The organism is Tersicoccus sp. Bi-70 (assembly GCF_001968825.1).
Taxonomy (GTDB): domain Bacteria; phylum Actinomycetota; class Actinomycetes; order Actinomycetales; family Micrococcaceae; genus Tersicoccus.
Map to the genome: position 1 here is coordinate 265,351 of NZ_MIEU01000014.1, position 24,222 is coordinate 289,572.

The following is a 24,222-nucleotide window of genomic DNA, read 5'->3' on the forward strand; positions in this document are numbered from 1 at the left end:
GGACAGCGGCCGGGAACGGCCGCCGGGAAGCGCCGCCGGACGGCGACGCGCGAGCCTACGGGCGCAGCTCGGCCACACCGCCGACGTACGGCCGCAGCGCCTCGGGCACCCGGATCGAGCCGTCGGCCTGCTGGTGCTGCTCGAGGATCGCCACCATCCACCGGGTGGTGGCCAGCGTGCCGTTCAGGGTCGCGACCATCCGGGTGCCGGCCTTGCTGCCGTCGGCGGCGGTGACCCGCTCCCGGATGTTCAGGCGGCGGGCCTGGAAGGTCGTGCAGTTGGACGTCGAGGTGAGCTCGCGGTACCGGTTCTGGCTCGGCACCCACGCCTCGCAGTCGAACTTGCGGGCGGCGGACGTGCCGAGGTCTCCGGCGGCAATGTCGATGACGCGGTAGGCGAGCTCGCACTTGCCGAGCATCTCCTCCTCCCACGCCAGCAGCCGCTCGTGCTCGGCGTAGGACTCCTCCACCGTCGTGTAGGTGAACATCTCCACCTTGTTGAACTGGTGGACGCGGATGATGCCGCGAGTGTCCTTGCCGTGCGAGCCGGCCTCACGCCGGTAGCAGGAGGACCAGCCGGCGTACCGGATCGGGCCGTCGCTCAGGTCGACGATCTCGTCGGCGTGGTAACCGGCGATCGCCACCTCGGAGGTGCCCACCAGGTAGAGATCGTCCTTGGGCAGCTGGTAGATCTCGTCGTCGTGCTGGACGTCGAAGCCGGTGCCGGCCATCGTCTCGCGGCGCACCAGCGTCGGCGTGATCATCGGGATGAAGCCCGCCGCGGCGGCCTGGTCCATGGCCATGGACAGCAGGCCGAGCTCGAGGCGCGCCATGGCGCCCTTGAGGAAGAAGAACCGGGAACCGGAGACCTTCGCGCCCCGCTCCATGTCGATCCCGAGCGGCTCGCCGAGGGCGAGGTGGTCCTGCGGCTCGAAGCCCTCGGCCGCGAAGTCGCGCTTGTCACCGACCTCGCGCAGCACGGTGAAGTCGTCCTCGCCGCCCGCGGGCACGCCGTCGATGACGACGTTCGGCATGGTGCGGGCGAGGCCGTCCAGCTCGGCCTGCGCGGCGTCCGCGTCGGCCTGCGCGGTCTTGACCCGGCCCGCGAGCTCCTTGACCTGCGTGAGCAGCTGCGCCTTCTCGTCGCCGGAGGCCTTGGCCACCTTCTTGCCGTAGGCGTTCTGCTCGGCCCGCAGGGACTCGTACGAGGTGATCGCCGTCCGGCGGGAACTGTCGGCCTCGAGCATGCGTGCCACGAGAGACGCGTCGGCCCCCCGAGCGCGCTGCGACGTGACGAAACGGTCTGGGTCCTCGCGGAGTTCGTTCAGATCGATCACGGGCCAATCCTACGGGTCACGTCTGCGCCGGACGGACCCGGCGGCGGGCCCGCACCCTACGATGGTGTCGATGGCCGACCATGACGCTGCCCCCGCCCCCTCCTCCGCCGACCACGAGGACCTGTGGTCGCTCCCGCTGGCCGAGTTCCGGCGCCGTACCGCCGGTGCCGGCCCGACACCGGGCGGTGGATCCGTCTCCTCCGTGACGGCCACGCTCGGCGCGAGTCTGATCCAGATGGCCGTGGCCATCACCGCCCGCAAGGCCGCCCGCGAGAGCGGGGACGACGCCGCCGCGGCGAAGCACGCCTGGGACGACGACGCCCGGCGCGGGGACGACCTCGCCGACACCCTGGCCGAGGCGGCCGCCGCCGACGTCGTCGCCTTCGAGAACCTGATGCGCGCCTACCGGCTCCCCCGCGAGGACGCGGCCGGCCAGGACGCCGGCGGTCAGGACCGCGATCGCGCGGTGGCCGACGCGAGCGGCGCCGCGACCGAGGTGCCGCTGGCGCTGGCCGAGGCGATCACCGAGGCCGTCGAGTTCGCCGGGACGGTCGTGGACCGGGTCGACGACCACGTCCGCAGCGACGTCCTCGCCGGCGCGGACATCCTGGCCGGGTCGTTCCACGCCGCCCTGCACACCGTCGAGATCAACTTCCCCTCCCTGGACGCCGAGCCCCGCGCGGCGTTCACGTCCCGGCGCGACGCGGCGCTGGAGCGACTCGAGACCGCCCACCGCCGGCTGCGGCCCGCGCTCTCCCACCCGCAGGAGGACTGACGTGACCGCGACGCTCATCGACCCGACCGAACTGGCAGCGGACTACCGGGCACGGATCCGCGCCGAGCTGGACGAGCTGGACCACCCACTGCGGATCGTGGGGCTGCTGGCGCAGGAGTCCGGCCCCGCCGCCACCTACGCGCGCTACACGCAGCTCGGCTGCGAGTCCGTGGGCATCGAGTTCGACCTGCGGCACGTGGAGTCGGCCGACGCCGAGCGGGCGATCGGTGAGGCGAACGCCGACCCGGACGTGCACGGCATCTTCCTCTACTACCCCCTGCACGGGCCCGAGGGGGACCGTTGGCTGCGCGAGCTCGTCGACCCGCGCAAGGACGTCGAGGGCATGCACTCCTTCTGGAGCCGGTATCTCTACGAGAACCGCCGCTACCTCGACGAGGGCCGCACGACGCCGGCGATCCTGCCGTGCACGCCGCTGGCCCTGCTCAAGCTCCTGTTGCGGGCCGGGCTGACCGGGAACGGCACCGACGCGCCGCTGCAGGGCCTGACCGCGTGCGTGATCAACCGCTCCGAGATCGTCGGCCGCCCGCTCTCGGCGATGCTCGCCAACGACGGGGCCGAGGTCATCTCCATCGACATCGACGGAGCCCTCCTCTTCGCGCCGGCCATCGGCCGGCAGTCCCACGTCATCCAGCCGACGTCGATCACCCGGCAGGAGGCCCTCGCCCGGGCCGACGTCGTCGTCACCGGCGTGCCGTCCCGCAGCTTCGACCTGATCGGTCCGGACGAGATCAAGCCCGGGGCGATCTGCGCCAACTTCGCCGAGTTCCGCAACTTCACCGAGGACATCACCGACACCGCCGGCGCGTTCATCCCCCGCGTCGGGCCGATGACGGTCGCGATGGCCATGCGCAACGCCCTCCGGCTGCACCGCAGCGTCCAGTAGTCAGCGGCCCCGTCAGCGCCCGGTCTCGGCGCTCCGTCCGGCAGCTCCCACGGCGACGTCGTCGGGCGCCCTTCCTCGTCTCGTCCGACGCGGTGTCCCGCGCCGGGCGGGATCGGCCGGCGCCGATAGCATGGGGCGCATGACCGAGACCCGAGTGCCGTTCATCGCCCGCGCCGTCGCGACCCTGACCGGCAGCTCCCGGGTGACGAACCTGCCCACCGTCCAGGCGATGCGATCGCGCCACTCCCGCTCCGCCGTGGGCGGCGAGACGAGCCCCGCCCACGAGGGTCCGCAGCGGATCACCGTCGTCATCAACCCGATCAAGGGCAACGCCGACGAGGCTCGCACGCGCATCTCCGCGCTCTGCCGCGAGCAGGGCTGGGAGGAGCCCCGGTTCTTCGAGACGAGCGAGGACGACGCGGGCGTGCAGATGACCCGCGACGCGCTCGAGCACGACCCCGACGTCGTGCTCGCCGGCGGCGGGGACGGCACCATCCGGATGGTCGCTCACGTGCTCGCCGGTACCGACGTGCCCATGGGCATCGTGCCGCTCGGCACCGGCAACCTGCTCGCCCGCAACCTGGACATCGACCCCGACGACCTCGTCGGCAACATCGAGGCGGCGATCTTCGGGGTGCACCGGGCAATCGACACGTCGACGGTGCGGTTCGAGCGCCAGGACGGTTCGGTCGACGAGCACACCGGCCTCGTGATGGCCGGCATCGGGTTCGACGCCGAGGTGATCGCCGAGACCCGTGACGACCTGAAGTCCAAGATCAGCTGGCTCGCCTACGGCGAGGCGGGGGTGCGCAAGCTCGTGGGCCACCGCCACCCCGTGGAGATGGACCTGGACGAGCGCGGCCGCAAGCGGTTCCGGATGCGCAGCGTCCTGGTCGCCAACTGCGGCCTGCTGCCCGGGGGTATCGACTTCATCCCCGACGCCGTGATCGACGACGGCACGCTCAACGTCGTCATCATGGCGCCGCGGAACATGATCGAGTGGGTCGCCGTGCTCGGCAAGGTGGTGTTCAAGCACCGCCGCTCACTGCCGGCGATCCGGTACTACGACACCCGGGAGGCGCAGATCAGCACGGAACACGCGCTGATGACGCAGGTGGACGGCGACGAGACCGGGGACGCCGTGGCCATGCGGGTCACCGTCAATCCGGGGGCGCTGACCGTGCGGGTGCTGGCGCCGAAGATGGACAAGCAGCTCAGCAATCCCGCCTGACGGCGAGCGCGGCAGGACCGTGCGGGTGCGGCGGCGACCGGTGACGGCCGCCGCCGGTCGCGTCAGGACTGGTTGAAGTCCTTCTCGACGTCCTTCTCACCCTGCGAGATCTGGAGCTCGTCGTCGCCGCGGGACTGGCGCGCGATGGCCTCGGTCTCCTCGGCGAAACGCATGTCGTTCGCCTCGTCGGCCTCGTCACGGGCGATGTCGTCGTCCGTGCCGGAGGCGTTGGGCTCGTACTGGAGCTCGGGGTTGACGATCTCGCCGTCGTCGGACCGGTCGGGAATCTCGTTCACGATGATGCGCTCCTTCTCGCGGCCTCGCGCCGCTGTCGGTGTCACGGTGGCGCCGTCCCCCGACGGAGCCGGGTGCGGCGCAGATCGTTCAGCCTAAGCGGTGACCACCCGGCCGCTCAATCCGGCGCGGATCACCGGCCGGGATCGCCGGCCGACGCGTCGTCCCCCGGCCGGCCCGTGAGGGACCGGATCCAGCGGTCGGCGTCCTCGAACGCCTGGTCGCGATGGTGCCGCGGCACGGTGGGGATCCCGTCGTCGGCCCGCGGGTAGGAGCCGAGGAACCGGGTCGCGGGGCTGATCCGGTGCAGACCGGCGAGCGCGTCGGCCACGCGCGCGTCCTCGAGGTGGCCCTCGGCGTCGATGCTGAAGAAGTAGTCGCCGAGGTAGGCGCCCGTGGGCCGCGACTCGATGCGGGAGAGGTTGACGCCGCGCGCAGAGAACTGGCCGAGGATCTCCATCAGGGCGCCGGGGTGATCGTCCGGCAGCGGGACGACGATCGTGGTCTTGTCCGAGCCGGTGCGCGGCGGCAGGGGCCGCGGGCGGCTGACGAGGACGAACCGGGTGACGGCGCCGGACCGGTCGCCGATGTCCTCGGCGAGGACGGCCAGGTCGTGCCGCTCCCCGACGACGGGTGCGCAGATCGCGGCGTCCCACGGCCAGGGCCCCGGACCGGTGAGGGCGACGCCGGCGGCCGCCGTCGAACTCGAGGGCAGGTACTCGGCGTCCGGCAGGTGCCCGTCCACCCAGCCGCGGCACTGGGCCATCGCGTGGCTGTGGGTCGCGACCACGTGCACGTCCTCGAGCCGGGTGCCGGGCCGGGCCAGGAGGTTGAACCGGACAGGGACGACGACCTCGCGGAGGATGCGCAGGTCGTCGCTCACGGCGATGGCGTCCAGGGTGGCCGTGACACCGCCCTCGACGGAGTTCTCGATCGGCACCATGGCCGCCCCGACCTCGCCGTCGAGCACGAGCTGCAGGGCCGCGTTGACGCTGGTGGCGGGCACCCGGCGGGCCGCGGCGGCGCCGGGAACGGTGAGCAGGGCCGACTCGGTGAACGTCAGCTCGGGGCCGAGGTAGGCGTAGCTCTCCCCGCTCGATCCGTCGGGGCTCACGCGGCGTCGCTCACTTGACGTAGGGAGCGGCGCCGGTCTCGGAGACCATGTCGCGCTCGGCGTCCATCCAGGCACCCATGCCGCCGGAGACGTTGACGGCGTCGTACCCGTTCTGGTTCAGCCAGGCGGTGACCCGGGCCGACCGGCCGCCGGTGCGGCAGATCACGTGGATCTCCTCGTCGGCGGGCAGCTCCCCGTAGCGGGACATGACGTCGCCGAGGGGGATGTGCTGGGCGTTCGCGATGTGCCCGGCCTCCCACTCGTCGTCCTCCCGCACGTCCAGGACGGTGGTGGTGTCGGTGATCGCGTCGACCGTGACGCTCGGCAGGGAATCCACGATTTCAGCCTAGTCCACCCCGGTGATCGCCCGGCGGGGCGCCGGCATCATGACGGGCGCACGCTTGCGAGAATGGGGGCGTCGTCCTCGTCCAACTCCCAGGAGCACCCGTGTCCCACCTGCCCGGCAGTGAGCCCACGACCGCGGGTGACCCGGGACGTGAGGAGACCCCCGAGCAGCGGGCGGACCGGAACTGGAACGAGCTGCTCCAGGAGATCCGGGTGATGCAGATCGGCGTCCAGATCATCACCGGCTTCCTGCTGACCCTGCCGTTCCAGCAGCGCTTCACCCAGCTGGACGACGCGGGGCTCGCCCTCTACCTCGGTCTCGTGGTGCTCGCGTGCCTGACCACGGCGGTGATGCTGGCGCCCGTGAGCCTGCACCGGATGCTGTTCCGCCACCACCACAAGCCGCTGCTGGTGAGCAACGGCGACACCCTGATCAAGATCATGGTCGGCGCGATCGCGTTGATGCTGACCGGCTGCCTGACGTTCATCGTGCACGTGGTGATCGGCCCCGGAGCCGGCTGGGCCGCGGGCAGTGTGCTCGCCGTCCTGCTGGTACTGATCCTGCTGGTCTACCCGCTGCTGGTCGGCCGCTGGGCGCGCCGCGACGGTGGCACGGGGTCCGGCGGGCCGGTCGATGACGACCTCAGCGGGTCATCGCCCACCAGATGAGGAGCATCGTGACGAGGAAGCCGGTCACGTAGTTCAGCCACAGGAACGTGTGCCAGCCGGCGTTGGTGCGCTCCGCCGTCGTGTCCGTGACCGACCGGAACCGCAGCACGTTGGCGATGTACGGCACGGCCAGCAGCGCCGCGAGGGGCCCGGGAGGCGCCGTGAACAGCAGCAGGACGCCGGCGAGCGCGTAGACGGCCGCGGCGAACCACACCGTCGGCCGCGCCCCGATCACCGTGGCGACGGAGCCCAGACCCGCTTCGCGGTCCGGCCCGATGTCCTGCACCGCGCCGAACGCCTGGCTGGCCACGCCCCAGCAGAAGAACGCCGCCACCAGGGCCACCAGCGCCGGCGTCCAGGTCGCGTGCGCGACGGTCAGACCGAACACCGCCGGCGAGACGAAGTGCGTGCTGGAGGTCAGGGAGTCGACGAACGCCCGTTCCTTGAACCGGAGACCGGGCGCGCTGTAGGCGACGACCGCGAACAGGCTCACCGTCAGCACCAGCGCCGCCACCGGGCCGCACACCGCGTACAGATAGATCACGAACGGCAGGCACAGCAGCACGGCCGCCCACAGGGTGGCGCGGTGCACGGACGGGTCCAGCACCGCGCCCTCGACGCCGCCCTTGCGCGGGTTGCGCAGGTCGCTCTCGTAGTCGAAGACGTCGTTGATCCCGTACATCGCCAGGTTGTAGGGGATCAGGAAGAACAGGGTGCCGACCACGGCGGTGACGTCGATCCGCCCGGCCGTCAGCACGTACGCGGCCGCGAACGGGTAGGCGGTGTTGACCCAGGAGACCGGCCGGGACGAGGCGAACAGCCGGCGGGGCAGCGTGGCGACGGCGCTCACCGGTCCCGCCCCGGCGTCCGTCCGCGGCGTCCCGACCGCGTGCCGAGCAGCCGCCAAAGGGCCGGCAGCACGAGCACGGCCCCGACGGTGTAGGCCAGGTCCTCCACGGGGGCGCGGCCGACGTACACCCCGCTGATCCGTGCCGGGTCGTAGGCCACGAGACCGACGCCGACGATCACCGAATCGAACACGACGGTCAGCACCAGCATCACGGCGAGTGTCGCGAGACCGGCCACCAACCGCGGTCGGCGGACGCGACCGGACCGGGCGCCGTCGCCGTCGTGCTCGTGCTGGTTCTCGTGCCGGCGCCGGCTCGCGATCCGGTGCGCGACCAGCGCGAACGCGCCCGCGACCAGCAGGAACACGATGTTCAGTGCGGTGTAGGTCATCGGTCCCCCACCACCCGGTCCCCGGCCACCGTGTCCTCGGCCCCCTTCGTCTGGACCACCCGGCGGCGCGGGCCGGGCCGTCCCGTGGCGAGGAGCCGGGTGCCGAGCACCCAGAGGTCCATCGTCAGCCAGCACAGGAAGGTCAGGAACAGCAGCTCCTCGACGGGGAACTCGGGCCCGAGCAGGAGCCCGCTCAGGTACGGACCGCCGCCGCGGAAGAACACGCCGAGCCCGATGCCGGCGACGTCCCACAGGATGAAGAAGGCGACCCCCACGGCCAGGGTGAGCACGGCCCGGACCGGCTGCCCGGAGAAGACGAAAAGCCGCCAGCGGGCGTCCACCGCGGCCATGGCGGCCAGGCCGGCCACCAGGCAACCGGCGTACACCAGTCCCATCACCGGCGCCGGACCCGGAACGACTCGGGCCCCAGCGGCTCCCGCAGCGGCGCCGTCGACACGTCACCGTGCAGCCGCTTGACCAGGTTCTCGGCGCTGATCAGGCACATCGGCAGGCCGACGCCGGGCTGGGTGCTCGAGCCGCAGTAGGACAGGCCGGCCACCTTCGAGCTGACGACCGGGCCCCGCAGGAACGCGCTCTGCCGCAGCGTGTGGGCCGGACCCAGTGACGTGCCGCTCCAGGCGTTCAGGTCCGCGGCGAAGTCACCGGGCCCGATCACGCGCCGCGCGACGATCCGGTCCGCGAGGTCGGGCACGTCCAGGTCGGCGGCCAGCTGGGCGATGAGCCGGTCCGCCGCGGCCTCGAGGCCGGGATCGCCGGCCCCGTCGACGCCGCCGCGGCCGAGACCCGGATCCGCCGGCACGGGAACGAGGACGAACAGGTTCTCGTGCCCGGGCGGGGCCGCGTCGGGGTCCGTCGCGGAGGTCCGCGAGACGTACATCGACGCGGGTTCGGGGACGTGCCTGTCGCGGCCGAAGATGGCACTGAAGTTCGCGTCCCAGTCCTCGGTGAACACGAGCGTGTGATGGGCCAGCTGCGGCAGCTCCCCGCGCACCCCGAGCAGCAGCAGGATGGCGCCGGGCCCGGGCAGCCGGCGCCGCCAGAACCGGTCGGGCAGGGTCTGCAGCTCGCGGGGCAGCAGCTCGGTCTCGGTGTGGTGCAGGTCCGCGGCGCTGATCACCGCGTCGGCCGCGAGGTGGTGCTCCGCGCCGTCCGCCGTCCGGTACTGCACGCCCGTGGCCCGGGTCTGCCCCCGGACACCCGCGCGTCCGGGCACGCGCTCGGTGGTGATGGCGGTGACGGCGGCCCCGGTGAGGATCCGGGCGCCCGCCTGTCGGGTCAACCGGTCGACGGCGTCGATCAGCGCACCGAACCCGCCGCGCGGGTAGAAGACCCCGTCCTGCATGTCGAGGTGGGAGAGCAGGTGGTACAGGCTCGGCGTCCGGTCCGGCGCCGAGGCGAGGAAGACCGCCGGGTAACCGAGCAGCTGGCGCAGCCGCCGGTCCTTCACGGTGCGGGCGGCCCGGTGCTGCAGCGACTCGGTGAGCAGGCGGGCCAGCCGCGGCAGCCCGGTGATCACCTCGCGGGTCAGCAGGGGCGCGAAGCTCTGGTACGAGGTGTAGAGGAAGTGGGCCAGGGCCAGTCGGTAGGCATCGGCGGCGGAGTCCAGGTAACGGGCCAGCCGCGCTCCTGCGCCGGGTTCGTAGGACTCGAACAGCGCCATCGCCTTCTCCCGGCCGGCGGGCACGTCCGCGGGCGGACCGCCGTCCCGGAAGTACACCCGGTAGCCGGGGTCGAGCCGTTCGAGCTCCAGCTCGGCCGCGGCGGAGGAGCCCATCAGCGCGAACCAGTGGTCGAACACCTCGGGCATCAGGTACCAGGACGGTCCCGTGTCGAACCGGAAGCCGTCCGCGGACCAGCGACCGGCGCGCCCTCCGACGGTCTCCTGCTGTTCGAGCACGGTGACCTCGTGCCCGAGCCGGGCGAGCATGCCGGCGGTGGCGAGGCCACTGATGCCGCCACCGATGACGGCGACGCGGCGCGGCGTGCCGGCGTCGGGCCCGGCGCTCGCGGCGGTCGTGGAGTCGGCCCGCACGCGCGGATCCGTGACCGTCATGCGGGACCCCGGCGGGCACTGACCACGGCGCTGGCGACGATGAGCGCCTTCCGGCGGGACGGCACGCTGATGCGCGTCGTGAGCAGGTCCGCGGCGGGGGTGCGGCGCAGCCGCGCATTCAGCTCGGCGAAGAGGTCGTGCGCCGCGAGCACCGCCGCCCGGCTGCCGGCCGGGAGCCGTCCGATCACCGCGCGGGCCGCGGCGAGGTCCGCGTCGATGTCGTCGACCAGGCGCCGCTTCTCCGTCTCGCTGAGCAGGGCGGGGTCGACGCCCGGGAAGTAGCGGCGGCCGAGGGTCTGCACGTCCGCGCCGACGTCGCGCAGGAAGTTGACCTTCTGGAAGGCGGCACCGAGCCGGCGGGCCCCGTCGTCGAGCGACGCGAGTTCGGCGGCGTCCACCGGCGCACCGTCGAAGAAGGCCCGCAGGCACATCTGGCCGACCACCTCGGCCGACCCGTACACGTAGGCGTCGAAGCTGCCCGCGTCGTGCTCGGAGCGCTGCGCGTCGGTGCGCATCGAGGTGAAGAAGGGCCGGGTCAGTTCCGGCCCGATACCGGTGCGGCGGGCGGTCAGGGCGAAGGCATGGACGACGACGTTGGCGCTGTACCCGGTGCGCAGCGCCTCCTCCGTCTGCGCCTGCAGCTCGTCCAGGGCCGCGAGGACGGCGGCGTCGTCGAGCCCGTGCTCGGCGCCCACCCCGTCCACCGCTTCGTCGGCCACCCGGACCAGCGCGTAGATGTTGCGGACGTGCCGCCGCAGGGGCGGGGTCAGCAGGCGGCTCGCGGCGCCGAAGGAGGTGGAGTAGCGGCCGATGACGACGGCGGCCGCCCGCTGCGCGACGTCGTCGTAGCGGGCGGAGCTCTCCCGGCGCAGGGCGGCGTCGGACGCGGACACCGGTGTACCGGCGTAGGGCGCGGGTGGGGCCGGTTGCCGGTCGCCGGTGGGGCGGGCGGTCATCGGACCCGGTCCACGGCGGCGTCGATCAGCACCTCGAGGTCCGCGCGCAGAGCGGCCGGCAGGGCGGACCCGGTCAGGGCGGCGCGTGCCCGCTCGGCGTAGTCGCGGGCCACCGCCTCGACGTAGGCGCGGGACCCACTGCCGTCCAGGTGCGCGCGCAGGGCCGCCACGTCGGCGAGCCCGTCGGGGCTGAGCAGCAGGGGCGAGACGGCCGGCCAGTCGGGCTGCCGGGACGCGTGGGAGAGCAGCAGCGTGTGCTTGAGGGCGGTCAGGTCCCCGGTGATGGTCTTGCCGGTGGCGGACTCGACGCCGAAGACCCCCAGCAGGTCGTCGACCAGCTGGTAGGCGGTGCCGATGTCCTGGCCCACCCGGCACAGCAGGTCGCGGTCCGCGATCGGCGCCCCCGCGAGGACCGCACCGGCCTGCAGGGGGACGTCGAAGGAGTAGATGGCCGTCTTCAGCAGCGCCGTCTGCAGCACCACCTCCGCGGCCGGGATGCGCAGGTGGCCGGAGTGCTCGACGTCGAGCAGCTCGCCCGCGGCGGCGGAGTGCACGGCCGCGTCCATCAGGTCCAGCAGCGCCGGGGTGCCCGGGGAGCCGCTGGAGGCGACGAGCCGGTAGGCGGCGGCGAGGGCCACGTCCCCGGCGATGATGGCGGCCGCCTGCCCACGCTGGGCCGCGGCGTCGTCGTCGAAGCCCTCGTCGGCGGCCCGGTGCCGGTAGATGCCGGCGACGTTGGGCTTTCCGCGCCGGACGAAGTCGTGGTCGATGACGTCATCGTGCGTCACCAGGGCCGTGTGCAGCAGCTCGAGCGCCGCCGCGGTGACCACCGACGGGTCCTCCGGCGACCAGCGCGCCGCCGTGGGAACGTCGCCCGCGGGGTCGCGGGCGTAGCGGTCGCCGGTGTAGCCCTCGACGACCGAGAGCAGCAGCCGGGGCCGGATCCGCTTGCCGCCGGACGCCGAGGAGGCGAGCGCGTCCCAGAGGTCGCCCACCGTGGCCGGGAGTCCGGCCGTACCGGCGCGGCCGCGAGCGAAGAACCCGGTCAGGGCGGAGTCGACCGCGTCGAGGAACTGCGTCTCACCCGATTCCGTGAGCACCGTCATGACCCCATTCAACCTCACGTCTCTCGAATATCGAGAAGGCGATCTAGGATCGGTCATCATGGACATCCCCACCGACGCGTCCGCCCCTCCCCGCGAGGCTCCGGAGGAGCTGGTGGTGCTGCTGGACGAGGACCACCGGCCCTCGGGCGTGGCCCGCAAGGCCGAGGTGCACACCCGCGACACCCCGCTGCACCTGGCGTTCTCCTGCTGGCTGTTCGACGCGGACGGCCGCGTGCTGCTGACCCGGCGAGCGCTGGGCAAGGCGGCGTGGCCGGGCGTGTGGACGAACGCCTTCTGCGGGCATCCCTTCCCCGGGGAGGAGATGACCGACGCCGTTCGACGCCGGGCCGAGCGAGAACTGGGCGTCGGCGTGACGGGGCTGGCGATGGCGCTGCCGGACTTCGCGTACCGCGCCGTGGACGCGAGCGGCATCGTCGAGCACGAGGTGTGCCCGGTGTTCACGGGCCTGATCGACGGCACGCTGGAACCGCGCCCGGACGAGGTGATGGACGTCGCGTGGTCGGATCCGGCGGGGGTTCTCGACGCCGTCGCGGGCGTGCCGTTCGCCTTCAGCCCCTGGTTCGTGGAGCAGGCGCCGCTGCTCGCTGCCGCCGTCCCGGAGCGGTTCACCGCCCCGGCCGTCCGCTGAGTCCTCAGGAGTCGGCGGCACCGCGAGCGCGGTCCCGGTCGACACCCGCACCGTTCGATGCAGCACCGTTCGACGACGACTCCGGCGATCGCGTGCCTGTGACGCCCGTCGCGGCACGCTCGGCGTTCCCCGCCTGCGCGGTGGCGGAGATGAGATCCCGGATCATCCGGCTGAACAGCTCGAGCTCGGACGGGCTGTACTGGTCGAATACCTCCATCAGGGCGTGATCGAGGGGGTCGAACAGCTCCATGGCCACCTGCCGGCCGGTGTCGTTCGCGTGCAGGGCGACCCGGCGGGCGTCCGCCCGGGCCGTGCCGCGATCCAGGTGACCGGCCTCGCACAGGCGGTCGACCAGGGCGGTGACCGAGGACGAGGACAGGCCGAGCATCGTGCCGAGACGGCCCGGCGTCATCTCCTGCTCCTCGCGCTCGGCGTCGACGACCGCGGAGACGGCGTGCATGTCGGTACGCCGCACCCCGGCCCGGCGGCGCATCCGGGCGCCGTAGTACTCGATCTCGGAGGTCATCCGCTGCAGCAGCAGGAGGATGGGGTATCCCGGTCGCTGGGCGATGGACCGCTGCCGGCGGTCGTGGCGCTCGACAGCGGACTGCTGCCCACGGGGCGGGTCCTGTCGATCTGCGCGCATAGGGGACATGATAGAGACTTCGGCGCGTTCCGGCCCTCCGTTAGCCTCGGGAGCGATGACCGACTCCCTCACCACTCTGTCCGCGCTCGACCTCCGCGATGCTCTCGTCGCAGGTCAGCTCAGTGCCCGCGAGGTCACCGCCCATCATCTGGCGGTGATCGAGGCCCGCAATCCCGCGCTCGGGGCGTTCGTCACGGTGACGGCGGACCAGGCGATGCGCGACGCCGCCGACCTGGACGAACGTTTCGCCCACAGCGGCCCGGTCGGCCCCCTGCACGGGCTGCCGATGGGCATCAAGGACCTGGCCGACGTCGCGGGCGTGCCCACGGGCCACGGGTCGGCCGCCCTGACCCCGATCACCCCGGCCGAGGACGCCCCGCTGGTGGAGACGCTGCGCCGTGCCGGCGTCGTCCTCCTCGGCAAGACGGCGGTGCCCGAGTTCGGGTTGAGCTGCCACAGCGAGAGCCTCACCCACCCCCCGGCCCGGCTGCCCCAGGACCCGCGCCTGAGCCCCGGCGGTTCGTCCGGCGGCAGTGCCGCGGCGGTCGCATCCGGGATGCTGCCGTTCGCGGTCGGCACGGACGGCGGCGGCTCGGTGCGGATCCCCGCGGCCGCGTGCGGGCTGATCGGGCTGAAACCGAATCGTGGACGGGTCGCGACAGGATCGGGCCAGGTGGACCTGGGTCGGCTCGCCGTCGCCGGTCCGCTCGCCCGGACCGCCGCCGACGCCGCCCTGCTGCTCGACGTGCTCGCCGGGGACGTCAACCACCGGGCGCTCAGCGCGGTGCCCGAATCCTTCAGGCCGGGCGCCGCCGGTGAGGCACGCGGCGCCGCTCGCCCCTTGCGGGTCGGCGTCACCACGGCCTCGCCGTTCGCCTCGACCTACGACCTGCCGATCGCCCCTGCGGCCCACGCCGCGCTCGACGCGGCCGTCGCGGAGCTCGAGGCGGCCGGCCACCGGGTCGAACCCGTGGACCCGCGCTGGGACCCCCGCTACCCCGAGGCGTTCTCCGCCGTCTGGACCACCGCCGTCGGGCTGCCCGACCTGGACGCCGAGGCCGAGCGGCGGCTGACCCCGCTGGCCCGCGAGTTCCGTGCCCGCGCGCAGTCCCGGTCCGCCGTCGACCTCGCCCGCGCCCTCGACGTCCTGCGGCGCGTCGAGTGGGACACGGTGGCCGCGTTCACCCCCTTCGACGCCGTGCTGACCCCCGCGATGGCGGACACCCCGCGGCCCGTCGGCTGGTACACGGGCGTGCACTGGGACCTCGACGCGGACACGGACTACCGGCGGCAGTGCCAGTACACGCCGTGGACGTCGGTGCTCAACGTCGTCGGCCTGCCGGCCGTCGCGACGACCACGCACTGGACGGCGCCCGCGCCCGACGCCCCGGCGCTGCCGATGGGGGTGCAGCTGATCGGCCGGCCGAGCGGGGAGGCGACGCTGCTGGCCCTCGCCGACCTGCTCCACCGGCCCGCGCCGGAGGAGCCGCGCCGTCCGTGACCTCGGTCACTCCCGCCGCGGGCTGGATGGGCCTTGCGGTGCGATCGGTGTCACGATAGGAGGATGAGTTCAGTCACCACGCCCTCCGCGCCGGGGTCGCCGGCGCCCACGGGCGGCCCGACCTTCCTCGGCCAGCCACGCATGCTGGCCAACATCTTCAGCGTCGAACTGTGGGAGCGCTTCTCCTTCTACGGCATGCAGGCCGTCGTCGTCCTGTACATGTACTTCACCGCGGCCCAGGGCGGCCTCGGCGGCGACAAGGCGACCGCGGTCAGCATCATCGGTGCCTACGGCGGCGGCGTCTACCTGTCGACGATCCTCGGCGCGTGGGTCGCCGACCGGCTCCTCGGCTCCGAGCGAGTGCTGTTCATCAGCGCCCTCATGATCATGCTCGGCCACATCAGCCTGGCGGTACTGCCGGGGTGGGCCGGCGTCGGCGTGGGCCTGCTCCTCGTGGCGATCGGCTCCGGCGGCCTGAAGGCGAACGCCACCTCGATCGTCGGCACGCTGTACGCCGCGGGTGACGAGCGGCGCGACGCCGGCTTCTCGATCTTCTACATGGGCATCAACATCGGCGCCCTGTTCGGGCCGCTGCTGACCGGCCTGGTCCGCGACACCGTCGGCTTCCACTGGGCGTTCGCCCTCGCCGCCGTCGGCATGGCGATCGGCCTCGTCCAGTACGCCCTCACGCGGAAGAACCTGCCCGAGGCGGCCCACCACATCCCCAACCGGCTGCCGCGGAACCGGTACGGCCTGGCGGTGGGCATCGCCGTGGCGGCCGTCGTCGTCATCGTGATCGTGATGCTGACCGGTCTGATCAACCCCGGCAACCTCGCGAACCTCGTCGTGATCGCGACCATCATCGCGGCCATCGCTTACTTCGCCGTCATCCTCTCGTCGAATCTGACGCCGACCGAGCGCCGCCGCGTCTTCGCGTTCATCCCGATCTTCATCGCCAGCGCGGTGTTCTGGTCCTTGTACCAGCAGCAGTTCTCGATGCTGACCATCTACTCGGACACCCGGCTGGACCGGAACCTGTTCGGCTGGGAGATGCCGATCGAGTGGGTGCAGTCCATCAACCCGGTGTTCATCATCGTCCTGTTCGGCGTCTTCGCCGCCCTGTGGACGAAGCTCGGCCCGCGGCAGCCGTCGACGCCGCTGAAGTTCACGCTCTCGCTCGTGATCATGGGCATCGCGTTCCTGGCGTTCCTGCCCTTCGTCGGCACCGGCGCCAACGGGACCCCGCTGCTCGTGATCGCCGGCATCCTGCTGCTCTTCACCTTCGCGGAGCTGCTGCTGTCCCCGGTGGGGCTGTCCGTGACGACCAAGCTGGCGCCGGAGCGCTTCCGCACGCAGATGGTGGCGCTGTTCTTCCTGTCCGTGGCGCTCGGCAGTTCCATGGCGGGCGTGCTGGCCGGGTACTACGACCCGACGAACGAGGCGCCGTACTTCGCCATCATCGGAGGCGTCTGCATCGTCGCCGGCGTCCTGCTCGGCCTGGCCGTCAAGCCGATCCGCAGGCTGATGAGCGGCGTGCACTAGGTCGACTCCGGCGAGCGCTGACGCGCCGTCCTGACATGCGGGCCTGACCCGCGGTACACCGGAGGGCGGTCGGAATAGCCCGGCCGCCCTCCGGCGTTTCCGTGCACATGAATGCAGGTCATCCCACGCGTATCGGCTTCCTCTCCTTCGGTCACTGGCATCCGTCCGGACCGCACACGCGCAGTGCCGCGGACGCGTTGACCCAGTCGATCGAGCTGGCGGTCGCCGCGGAGGAGCTCGGGATCGACGGCGCGTACTTCCGGGTGCACCACTTCGAGCGGCAGCTCGCCGCCCCCTACCCGCTGCTGGCCGCGATCGGCGCCCGGACGTCGCGCATCGAGATCGGCACCGGCGTGATCGACATGCGCTACGAGAACCCGCTCTACGCCGCGGAGGAGGCCTCCGCGGCGGACCTGATCGCCGGCGGTCGGCTGCAGCTGGGCATCAGCCGGGGCACGCCGTCGTCCGCGCTGAACGGCTACGAGGCGTTCGGCTACGTGCCCGCCGAGGGCACCAGTGACGCCGACCTGGCCCGCCAGCACACCGCCGTGTTCCGTGCCGCGATCGCGGGAGCCGGCGTCGCCCACGCGGACCCGCGCACCACCGGCCGCTCCGACGCCGTCGTCGGTCTGCAGCCCCTCTCCCCCGGCCTCGGCGACCGGATCTGGTGGGGCTCCGGCACCCGCTCCTCCGCGGTGTGGGCGGCGAACCAGGGCATGAACCTGATGTCCTCGACCCTGCTGACCGAGGACACCGGTGTGCCCTTCGACCAGGCGCAGGCCGAGCAGATCGCCCAGTTCCGGGCCGCGTGGGCCGAGGCCGGCTGGGACCGGGAGCCCCGCGTCTCCGTCAGCCGCAGCGTCATCCCGCTCGTCACCGACGAGGACCGGAGGTACTTCGGCGACCGTGACGGGGCCGAGGGTGACCAGGTCGGCTACGTCGATGCCCAGACCCTCGCCCGCTTCGGCCCGTCCTTCACGGGCGAGCCGGACGTGATCGCGGCGCAGCTCGCCAACGACGCCGCCGTGCAGGCCGCGGACACCGTGCTGCTGACCGTGCCGAACCAGCTCGGCGTCGACTACAACACCCGGATGCTGGCCACCATCGCCGATCACATCGCCCCGGCCATCGGCTGGCGGCCGGCGGGAGCGGTCACGGCGGGCTGAGGCGCACCGCTCGACCCTCCTCGACGCCCTCGTCGACGAGGGAGGGCCATGACTCCGGCGCCCGGCCCCCTGTTGACGGCGTCGCCCGCTCTGACATGCTTGGACGCATGGCAAACCGTGCGGGCACCGTGGCCCTCCCCAGCGACCTCATCGACGTGTCCGCCCTGCTGGACGCGTACTACGACCGCAAGCCCGATCTCTCCGATCCGGCGCAGCGCGTCGCCTTCGGCACGTCCGGTCACCGCGGCTCGAGCCTGAAGGGCGCCTTCAACGAGGCGCACATCGCCGCCATCACGCAGGCGATCGTCGAGTACCGCGCCGGGCAGAACATCACCGGCCCGCTGTTCCTCGCCAAGGACACGCACGCCCTCTCCGACCCCGCGCAGAACACGGCGCTCGAGGTGCTCGCCGCGAACGGCGTGACCACGCTGATCGACGCCCGGGACGGCTACACCCCCACCCCGGCGCTCAGCCACGCGATCCTGACCTGGAACCGGAGTGGGAAGAACGCCGAGACGGCCGACGGCATCGTCGTCACCCCGAGCCACAACCCGCCCGCCGACGGCGGCTTCAAGTACAACCCGCCGAACGGCGGCCCGGCGGACACCGACGCCACCGGCTGGATCGCCAACCGCGCCAACGAGCTGCTCGGCGAGGACAACCGCGGCGTCAAACGGATCCCGATCGAGCAGGCCCGCACCGCCGACGTCGTCGGCACCCACGACTTCCTCGCCAACTACGTCGACGACCTGCCGCAGGTGCTCGACCTGGACGCCATCAGGAACTCCGGGCTGCGCATCGGCGCCGACCCGCTCGGCGGTGCGTCCGTGGACTACTGGGGTGCCATCGGGGAACGGCACGGGCTGAACCTGACCGTCGTCAACCCGACCGTCGACCCGCAGTGGGCGTTCATGACGCTGGACTGGGACGAGAAGATCCGGATGGACTGCTCCTCCCCCTACGCCATGGCCTCGCTGATCGAGAAGGCCGGGGACTACGACATCGCCACCGGCAACGACGCTGACGCGGACCGGCACGGCATCGTGTGCGCCGGCCCGGACGGCACCCGGGCGCTGATGAACCCGAACCACTACCTCGCCGTCGCCATCGACTACCTGTTCCGGCACCGCGACGGCTGGCCGGCCACGTCCGCGATCGGCAAGACGCTCGTCTCCTCCTCGATCATCGACAAGGTCGCGGCCAGCACCGGCCGGAAGCTGATCGAGGTGCCGGTCGGCTTCAAGTGGTTCGTCTCCGGCCTGCTCGACGGCGGCATCGCGTTCGGCGGCGAGGAGTCCGCGGGCGCCTCGTTCCTGACCCGCGACGGGCAGCCGTGGTCGACGGACAAGGACGGCATCCTGTTGTGCCTGCTCGCCTCGGAGATCACCGCCGTCACCGGCAAGACCCCGGCCGTGCGGTACGGCGAGCTGACCGCCGAGTTCGGCGACCCCGTGTACGCGCGGATCGACGCGGCCGCCGACCGGGACCAGAAGGCCAAGCTCGGCAAGCTCAGCCCCGAGCAGGTCACCGCGGATTCCCTGGCCGGGGATCCGATCACCGCGAAGCTGACCGAGGCGCCCGGCAACGGTGCCGCGATCGGCGGGCTGAAGGTCACCACCGACAAGGCGTGGTTCGCGGCGCGGCCCTCCGGCACGGAGGACGTCTACAAGATCTACGCGGAATCATTCGTCGGAGCGGACCACCTGACCGAGGTGCAGGCCGAGGCGAAGAAGCTGGTGGATTCCGTCATCTCCTGAGCGAGGGAGGGCCGCCCGCCGGATCCGCGCCGATCGTTCCATCCGCGCGGATCCGGGGTTACTCTCGATGTCGTCAACCCCGTGACGCAATCGTGACCAACTCCCCCAAGGGTTTCCCATGTCTCTCAGGTCTCTCAGATCCACCCTGTCCTGGTCGGCCGCGGCCGCTGTGACGATGGTCGGCCTCGGTGCGCCGACGGTCGCCCATGCCGCACCCGCTCCGACCGCCCCGGCGCCCACGGTCCTGTCCGCCGCGTCCTGCCGGGCCCTCGACGACCTCGCGTACCAGATCCACAACCAGAAGAACAACGCCTCCCTCGTGACCACGTCGGCCGCCGAGGCCGCCCGGGCCACCGGCTTCGCCAACAAGTGGGGACCGCAGTTCAAGGTCTCCGTGACGCCGGCGAGCGGTCTGGTCCCGGTCTACCGCCTCTTCAACCCCCGCACCAACGACTTCGTCCTGACCTTCTCCGCCACGGAGATCGCCACGCGCGTCGCCCACGGGGGCTACGTGAAGCAGGGAGTCTCCTTCTACGCCGCCCCGGCGCCGTCGGCCTGCACCGTGCCGGTCAAGCGATTCGTCAAGGGCAACATGCACCTGCTCGGTGTCGCCGGCGGGACGCTCGACAAGCGGGCCGCCGCGACCGGGTGGCGCTCGGAGGGCAAGGCCTTCCACGTCGCCCCGCTCCGCGCGGTCGCCGCTCCCCCGGTTGCCGCGCCCCCGGTGGCCGCTCCTCCGCCACCGCCGGTGACGGCCCCGGCGCCGACCGCTGACACCACGTTCAGCATCGCGGTGTACCCGGACACGCAGCAGGAGGTCGGCTCCAGCGGCCGGTTCCTCGAACGCACCAACTGGCTGCTCGCCAACCGGACCAAGCTCGACCTGCGGTACGTGCTGCACACCGGTGACGTCGTGAACTGGGGCGACAAGGACCCCGCGCAGTTCACCGTCGCCAGCGCCGCCATGGCCCCGCTGGACCGGGCCGGCGTCCCCTACCAGATGACCATCGGCAACCACGACACCGCGGCCGTCTGCCCCGGAGGCGGGGGCTGCCCCGGCAAGAGCGCTCGCGTGGGCGTCCGGGACACCACCACGTTCAACCGGTTCTTCCCGACGTCGCGCTTCCCCGGCGAGACGTTCTACGAGGCCGGCAAGGTGGACAACGGGTACCGCACCTTCACCGCGGGCGGCGTCAAGTGGCTCTCCCTGAACCTCGAGCTGTGGCCGCGCCCCGCGGTCGTGGACTGGGCCAGGAGCGTCGTCGCCTCCCACCCGTCGTACAACGTGATCGTCGAGACCCACTCGTACCTCACGCCCACGGGCGCCATCTCGACCAGCTCCGAGTACGGCTCGACGACGCCGCAGTACCTGTACGACCGGCTGATCAGCCAGTACGCGAACATCCGCTTCGTGTTCTCGGGTCACGTGGGTCAGTCGGCGTACCGCACCGACACCGGCGTGCACGGCAACAAGATCACCTCGATGCTGGGCACGTTCCACTCGAACACGACCAACCCGGTGCGGATCGTCGAGATCAACACCGCCACCGGCACGGCCAGCACCCGCGTCTACGGTTCGCACGGGAACGTCACGTTCCCCTACAACGCGTCCTTCAGCGGCCTGACGTTCATCAAGTAGGCCGCTCCACCACGCCGCACACGACAAACGCCGGCCCGTCGAGATGATTCTCGGCGGGCCGGCGTGTGTCGGCGGTGCGGTGACTCAGAGGGTCGAGGTCGCGTCCTCGAAGGAGTAGCGCGGCTTGGCGTCGCCCCAGGCGGCCTCACCGGCGTGACCGATGTTGACGACGGCGAAGGACTTCTGCGAGCCGTCGGGGAAGAAGTCCGCGTCCAGGCCGGGAGCGTCGAACCCGCTCATCGGGCCGGCGTCGAGGCCCATCGCCCGGACGGCGAGGATGAAGTACCCGGCCTGCATGTTCGCGTTGTTGTTCGCGATCTGGTGGCTCAGAGCCTCGTTCGCGGCGAAGTTCTCCGCCATCGGCGCGGTGCGCTCGGGCATCCCCGGCATGAAGTCGTCGAACCGGCGGTGCCAGTGGGCGTCGAAGGAGAGGACGGCGACGACGGGCGCGGCCACGGTCTTGGCCTGGTTGCCCTTGGCCATGTGGGTCAGCAGCCGCTCACGGGCGGCGCCGTCGCGGACCCAGGTCACGCGCAGCGGCTGACTGTTGAAGGCGGTCGGGCCCATCTTGGCGAGGTCCCAGACGGCGCGCAGCTGCTCGTCGGAGACGGGCTCGTCGGTGAACGTGTTGGCGGTGCGTCCCTCACGGAACAGCAGGTCGGCGGCGTGCTCGTCCAGCACGGTCTCGGCGATCTCGGTGGTCATCGTTGTCCTCCTGGCATGTCATGACTGATCCACGGGCGTCAACCGGAGCGGCGGCCGACCGGATTCCCGGGCCCGCTGTCGTGTTGATCACAGCACCGCGGCGGCCGGGGGCGGCGCCGGTCGCATAGTCTGTCCTGCGGCTCTCGAACACCCGCCCGGAAGGGGACGTCATGGCACTGCCCGGATTCTCGTGGACGCTGCACGGCGACGGACGCACCGTCCGGCCGGGCGAGGTCGTCGCCCCGGACGAGCGGCTGAGCTGGCCGCGGACCATCGGCATCGGCATGCAGCACGTCGTCGCCATGTTCGGCGCCACGTTCCTCGTCCCGCTGCTCACCGGCTTCCCGCCGGCCACCACGCTGTTCTTCTCCGGCATCGGCACCCTGCTGTTCCTGGTCATCACGGCCGGCCGGGTGCCCAGCTACCTCGGCTCGAGCTTCGCGTTCATCGCCCCGATCGGCGCCGCGACCAACCAGCACGGCATGGGCGGCGCGCTCGGCGGCGTGCTGCTGGCGGGCGTCGTGCTGTTCCTCGTGGGCCTGATCGTCCAGGTGGCCGGCAGCCGGTGGTTGCAGGTGCTGATGCCGCCGGTCGTCACGGGCGCCATCGTCGCCCTGATCGGCCTGAACCTCGCACCGAGCGCCCGCGCCAACCTGGAGAAGGGGCCGGTGACGGCGGTCGTCACGCTGCTCGCGATCGTGCTGGCCACGGTCCTGTTCCGCGGCATCCTCGGCCGCCTGGCGATCCTCGTCGGCGTCGCGCTCGGCTACGTCGTCGCCGTCCTCCGCGGCGAGGTCGACTTCGCGGCCGTCGAGAAGGCCGCCTGGGTGGGCCTGCCCCCGTTCACCGCGCCCGAGCTGCACCTCTCCGTCGTCGGCCTGTTCGTGCCCGTCGTGCTCGTGCTGATCGCGGAGAACATCGGACACGTGAAGTCCGTGGCCCTGATGACCGGGCGCAACCTCGACGACCTGACCGGCCGCGCCCTGATGTCGGACGGGCTGGCCACCGTGCTCGCGGGGGCCGGCGGCGGTTCGGGCACGACCACCTACGCGGAGAACATCGGCGTCATGGCCGCCACGAAGGTCTACTCGACCGCGGCGTACTGGGTCGCGGCGATCACCGCCCTGGTACTGAGCTTCTCCCCCAAGTTCGGCGCCGCGATCGCCACGGTGCCCCCGGGCGTGCTCGGCGGCGCCGCCATCCTGCTCTACGGCATGATCGGCATGCTCGGCGTGCGGATCTGGGTGCAGAACCGGGTCAACTTCGCCAACCCGATCAACCTGACGACGGCCGCCGTGGCCCTCGTGATCGGCATCGCCGACGTCACCTGGGTGGTCGGCGACCTGACCTTCGCCGGCATCGCGCTCGGCACCGCCGCGGCCCTCGTGCTCTTCCACGGCATGACGGCGATCAACCGGTTCACGAAGGCCGTGCAGGATCCCGAGCACCTCGAGGACGTCGGCGCGGAGCCCAGCCAGCTCGGCTGAGCCCGACGCCGGGCCGGCGGCGTCCGATCACGGGAGTTCCGGCGGTGAGGCAGCGTGTTCTGCCCGAATGCGGGGCTCTCTGAGCAGGGCACTCGGGCGGGAACCGCTGACTCACGCTCTGCTCATGACGGCGATGCCGGCCTCGCCGGCCCCGAGTTGACGTCCCCGGTACGCTGACGCCATGCCGGAGATGCCGCAGGTCCAGGCCCTCGTCGACTTCCTCGATGCCCGCCTCGTGCACCGGGTGACGCCCGACGGGGAGACGCTCGACGGCGGCGCTCACGTCACCGGCGTCTCCCTCGGCTCCTTCGCGGTGCTCAAGACGGCCGTCCCGCCGCTGGACGCGATCGCCGGGGCCGAGATCACCGGCGTCGCCCGCTTCGGCAAGTACATCGACCTGGACTGCGACGGCGTCCACCTCGTCTTCCATCTCGCCCGCGCCGGCTGGCTGCGCTGGCTGACCAACCCGCCCGCGCGGCCCCTGCGGCCCGGGAAGAGCCCGGTGGCGCTGCGGCTCGAGGTGGACGGCGCGTCCGACGGCGGCGTCGGATTCGAGCTGACCGAGGCGGGCACGAAGAAGGCCCTCGCCGTCTACGTCGTCGACGATCCGATGGACGTGCACGGCCTCGCCACCCTCGGCCCCGAGGCCCTGACGCTGAGCGCGTCGGACTTCGCCGGCATGCTCGCGGGGCACCGCGGCCAGATCAAGGGCCTCCTGCGGGACCAGTCGATCATCGCCGGGATCGGCAACGCCTACAGCGACGAGATCCTGCACGCGGCGAAACTCTCCCCCTTCGCGATCGCCGCCAAGCTTCCCGACGAGGAGGTCGGCCGGCTCTACACGGCGATGCACACGACGCTGGACGCGGCGATCGCGGCGTCGGCGGGCAAGCCGGCCGCCGAGTTGAAGGACTCCAAGCGCTCGTCGATGGCGGTGCACGGCCGCACCGGCGAGACGTGCCCGGTGTGCGGCGATACCGTCCGGGAGGTCTCGTTCGCCGACTCGTCGCTGCAGTACTGCCCGACGTGCCAGACCGGCGGCAAGCCGCTCGCGGACCGCCGGACGTCGAAATTCCTGAAGTAGCCC

General features: G+C 72.2%; 24 protein-coding genes. 12 read left to right on the top strand and 12 right to left on the bottom strand.

Features of this window, described 5'->3' with window-relative positions:
• Positions 1-55: 55 nt before the first annotated feature.
• The gene (gene serS, locus BGP79_RS12390) at positions 56-1,336 is read right to left on the bottom strand and encodes a serine--tRNA ligase (RefSeq protein ID WP_076695932.1); all 1,281 of its coding nucleotides are present in this window, start codon (positions 1,334-1,336) and stop codon (positions 56-58) included.
• 70 nt (positions 1,337-1,406) lie between these two features.
• On the opposite strand from serS, the gene BGP79_RS12395 reads away from it, so the two are divergent.
• The 3 genes from BGP79_RS12395 to BGP79_RS12405 all read left to right on the top strand — a co-directional run bounded on the left by BGP79_RS12395 (position 1,407) and on the right by BGP79_RS12405 (position 4,246).
• On the top strand, positions 1,407-2,111 hold the full coding sequence (locus BGP79_RS12395; RefSeq protein WP_158067185.1) for a cyclodeaminase/cyclohydrolase family protein: 705 nt from the start codon (positions 1,407-1,409) through the stop codon (positions 2,109-2,111).
• A gap of 1 nt (position 2,112) precedes the next feature.
• Complete coding sequence (locus BGP79_RS12400) at positions 2,113-3,015, top strand: bifunctional methylenetetrahydrofolate dehydrogenase/methenyltetrahydrofolate cyclohydrolase (protein WP_076695935.1); 903 nt, start codon at positions 2,113-2,115, stop codon at positions 3,013-3,015.
• A gap of 139 nt (positions 3,016-3,154) precedes the next feature.
• Positions 3,155-4,246 carry a diacylglycerol kinase family protein gene (locus tag BGP79_RS12405; protein WP_158067187.1) on the top strand — a complete coding sequence of 364 codons (1,092 nt, stop codon included), beginning with the start codon at positions 3,155-3,157 and terminating at the stop codon, positions 4,244-4,246.
• 62 nt (positions 4,247-4,308) lie between these two features.
• Here BGP79_RS12405 and BGP79_RS12410 read toward each other — a convergent pair whose 3' ends face one another.
• The 3 genes from BGP79_RS12410 to BGP79_RS12420 form a co-directional block, all read right to left on the bottom strand.
• Entirely contained in the window at positions 4,309-4,542 is a 234-nt protein-coding gene (locus BGP79_RS12410) for a hypothetical protein (RefSeq protein ID WP_076695937.1), read from the bottom strand.
• Positions 4,543-4,673: 131 nt separating this feature from the next.
• On the bottom strand, positions 4,674-5,654 hold the full coding sequence (pheA, locus tag BGP79_RS12415) for a prephenate dehydratase (RefSeq protein WP_076695939.1): 981 nt from the start codon (positions 5,652-5,654) through the stop codon (positions 4,674-4,676).
• Between the two features lie 10 nt (positions 5,655-5,664).
• Entirely contained in the window at positions 5,665-5,991 is a 327-nt protein-coding gene (locus tag BGP79_RS12420) for a rhodanese-like domain-containing protein (RefSeq protein WP_198928476.1), read from the bottom strand.
• A gap of 110 nt (positions 5,992-6,101) precedes the next feature.
• Here BGP79_RS12420 and BGP79_RS12425 point away from each other — a divergent pair, with 110 nt between their 5' ends.
• Entirely contained in the window at positions 6,102-6,668 is a 567-nt protein-coding gene (locus BGP79_RS12425) for a DUF6328 family protein (RefSeq protein ID WP_233121472.1), read from the top strand.
• Here BGP79_RS12425 and BGP79_RS12430 read toward each other — a convergent pair.
• The 6 genes from BGP79_RS12430 to BGP79_RS12455 are packed head-to-tail and all read right to left on the bottom strand — an operon-like array spanning position 6,643 to position 12,043.
• A complete protein-coding gene (locus BGP79_RS12430; RefSeq protein WP_076695943.1) occupies positions 6,643-7,518 on the bottom strand; it encodes a prenyltransferase in 876 nt (291 codons plus the stop codon). The two genes, BGP79_RS12425 and BGP79_RS12430, sit on opposite strands and share 26 nt — an antisense overlap.
• Positions 7,515-7,907, bottom strand: coding sequence for a lycopene cyclase domain-containing protein (locus tag BGP79_RS12435; RefSeq protein WP_076695944.1), 393 nt, complete (start codon positions 7,905-7,907; stop codon positions 7,515-7,517). The genes BGP79_RS12430 and BGP79_RS12435 overlap by 4 nt, the downstream gene beginning before the upstream one ends.
• Positions 7,904-8,302, bottom strand: coding sequence for a lycopene cyclase domain-containing protein (locus tag BGP79_RS12440; RefSeq protein ID WP_076695946.1), 399 nt, complete (start codon positions 8,300-8,302; stop codon positions 7,904-7,906). The genes BGP79_RS12435 and BGP79_RS12440 overlap by 4 nt, the downstream gene beginning before the upstream one ends.
• Positions 8,302-9,981 (bottom strand): phytoene desaturase family protein, encoded by a 1,680-nt coding sequence (gene crtI, locus BGP79_RS16655; RefSeq protein WP_083701879.1) that lies wholly within the window; start codon positions 9,979-9,981, stop codon positions 8,302-8,304. Before crtI ends, BGP79_RS12440 begins: the two co-directional genes overlap by 1 nt.
• Positions 9,978-10,937: a squalene/phytoene synthase family protein gene (locus BGP79_RS16660; protein WP_083701880.1), complete on the bottom strand. Its 960-nt coding sequence runs from the start codon at positions 10,935-10,937 to the stop codon at positions 9,978-9,980. The genes crtI and BGP79_RS16660 overlap by 4 nt, the downstream gene beginning before the upstream one ends.
• Positions 10,934-12,043, bottom strand: a complete 1,110-nt coding sequence (locus tag BGP79_RS12455) for a polyprenyl synthetase family protein (protein ID WP_076695948.1) — start codon at positions 12,041-12,043, stop codon at positions 10,934-10,936. The genes BGP79_RS16660 and BGP79_RS12455 overlap by 4 nt, the downstream gene beginning before the upstream one ends.
• Before the next feature lie 58 nt (positions 12,044-12,101).
• On the opposite strand from BGP79_RS12455, the gene idi reads away from it, so the two are divergent.
• Positions 12,102-12,692, top strand: coding sequence for an isopentenyl-diphosphate Delta-isomerase (gene idi, locus BGP79_RS12460; RefSeq protein ID WP_076695949.1), 591 nt, complete (start codon positions 12,102-12,104; stop codon positions 12,690-12,692).
• Between the two features lie 4 nt (positions 12,693-12,696).
• Here the strand turns inward: idi and BGP79_RS12465 are convergent, their stop codons facing one another.
• Positions 12,697-13,338 carry a MarR family winged helix-turn-helix transcriptional regulator gene (locus BGP79_RS12465; protein ID WP_076695951.1) on the bottom strand — a complete coding sequence of 214 codons (642 nt, stop codon included), beginning with the start codon at positions 13,336-13,338 and terminating at the stop codon, positions 12,697-12,699.
• A gap of 55 nt (positions 13,339-13,393) precedes the next feature.
• Here BGP79_RS12465 and BGP79_RS12470 point away from each other — a divergent pair, with 55 nt between their 5' ends.
• From BGP79_RS12470 to BGP79_RS12490, 5 genes are all read left to right on the top strand, one after another.
• Entirely contained in the window at positions 13,394-14,839 is a 1,446-nt protein-coding gene (locus BGP79_RS12470) for an amidase (RefSeq protein WP_076695953.1), read from the top strand.
• A 63-nt stretch (positions 14,840-14,902) separates the two neighbouring features.
• The gene (locus BGP79_RS12475) at positions 14,903-16,381 is read left to right on the top strand and encodes a peptide MFS transporter (RefSeq protein ID WP_076695955.1); all 1,479 of its coding nucleotides are present in this window, start codon (positions 14,903-14,905) and stop codon (positions 16,379-16,381) included.
• Positions 16,382-16,488: 107 nt separating this feature from the next.
• Positions 16,489-17,547, top strand: coding sequence for an LLM class flavin-dependent oxidoreductase (locus tag BGP79_RS12480; RefSeq protein ID WP_076695957.1), 1,059 nt, complete (start codon positions 16,489-16,491; stop codon positions 17,545-17,547).
• Between the two features lie 107 nt (positions 17,548-17,654).
• On the top strand, positions 17,655-19,304 hold the full coding sequence (gene pgm, locus BGP79_RS12485; protein WP_198928477.1) for a phosphoglucomutase (alpha-D-glucose-1,6-bisphosphate-dependent): 1,650 nt from the start codon (positions 17,655-17,657) through the stop codon (positions 19,302-19,304).
• A 118-nt stretch (positions 19,305-19,422) separates the two neighbouring features.
• Complete coding sequence (locus BGP79_RS12490; protein WP_083701882.1) at positions 19,423-20,943, top strand: metallophosphoesterase; 1,521 nt, start codon at positions 19,423-19,425, stop codon at positions 20,941-20,943.
• Between the two features lie 84 nt (positions 20,944-21,027).
• Here the strand turns inward: BGP79_RS12490 and BGP79_RS12495 are convergent, their stop codons facing one another.
• On the bottom strand, positions 21,028-21,648 hold the full coding sequence (locus BGP79_RS12495) for a malonic semialdehyde reductase (RefSeq protein WP_076695961.1): 621 nt from the start codon (positions 21,646-21,648) through the stop codon (positions 21,028-21,030).
• Between the two features lie 170 nt (positions 21,649-21,818).
• Here BGP79_RS12495 and BGP79_RS12500 point away from each other — a divergent pair, with 170 nt between their 5' ends.
• Complete coding sequence (locus BGP79_RS12500) at positions 21,819-23,135, top strand: uracil-xanthine permease family protein (RefSeq protein WP_076695963.1); 1,317 nt, start codon at positions 21,819-21,821, stop codon at positions 23,133-23,135.
• Positions 23,136-23,316: 181 nt separating this feature from the next.
• Complete coding sequence (locus BGP79_RS12505) at positions 23,317-24,219, top strand: DNA-formamidopyrimidine glycosylase family protein (RefSeq protein ID WP_076695965.1); 903 nt, start codon at positions 23,317-23,319, stop codon at positions 24,217-24,219.
• Positions 24,220-24,222 lie beyond the last annotated feature (3 nt).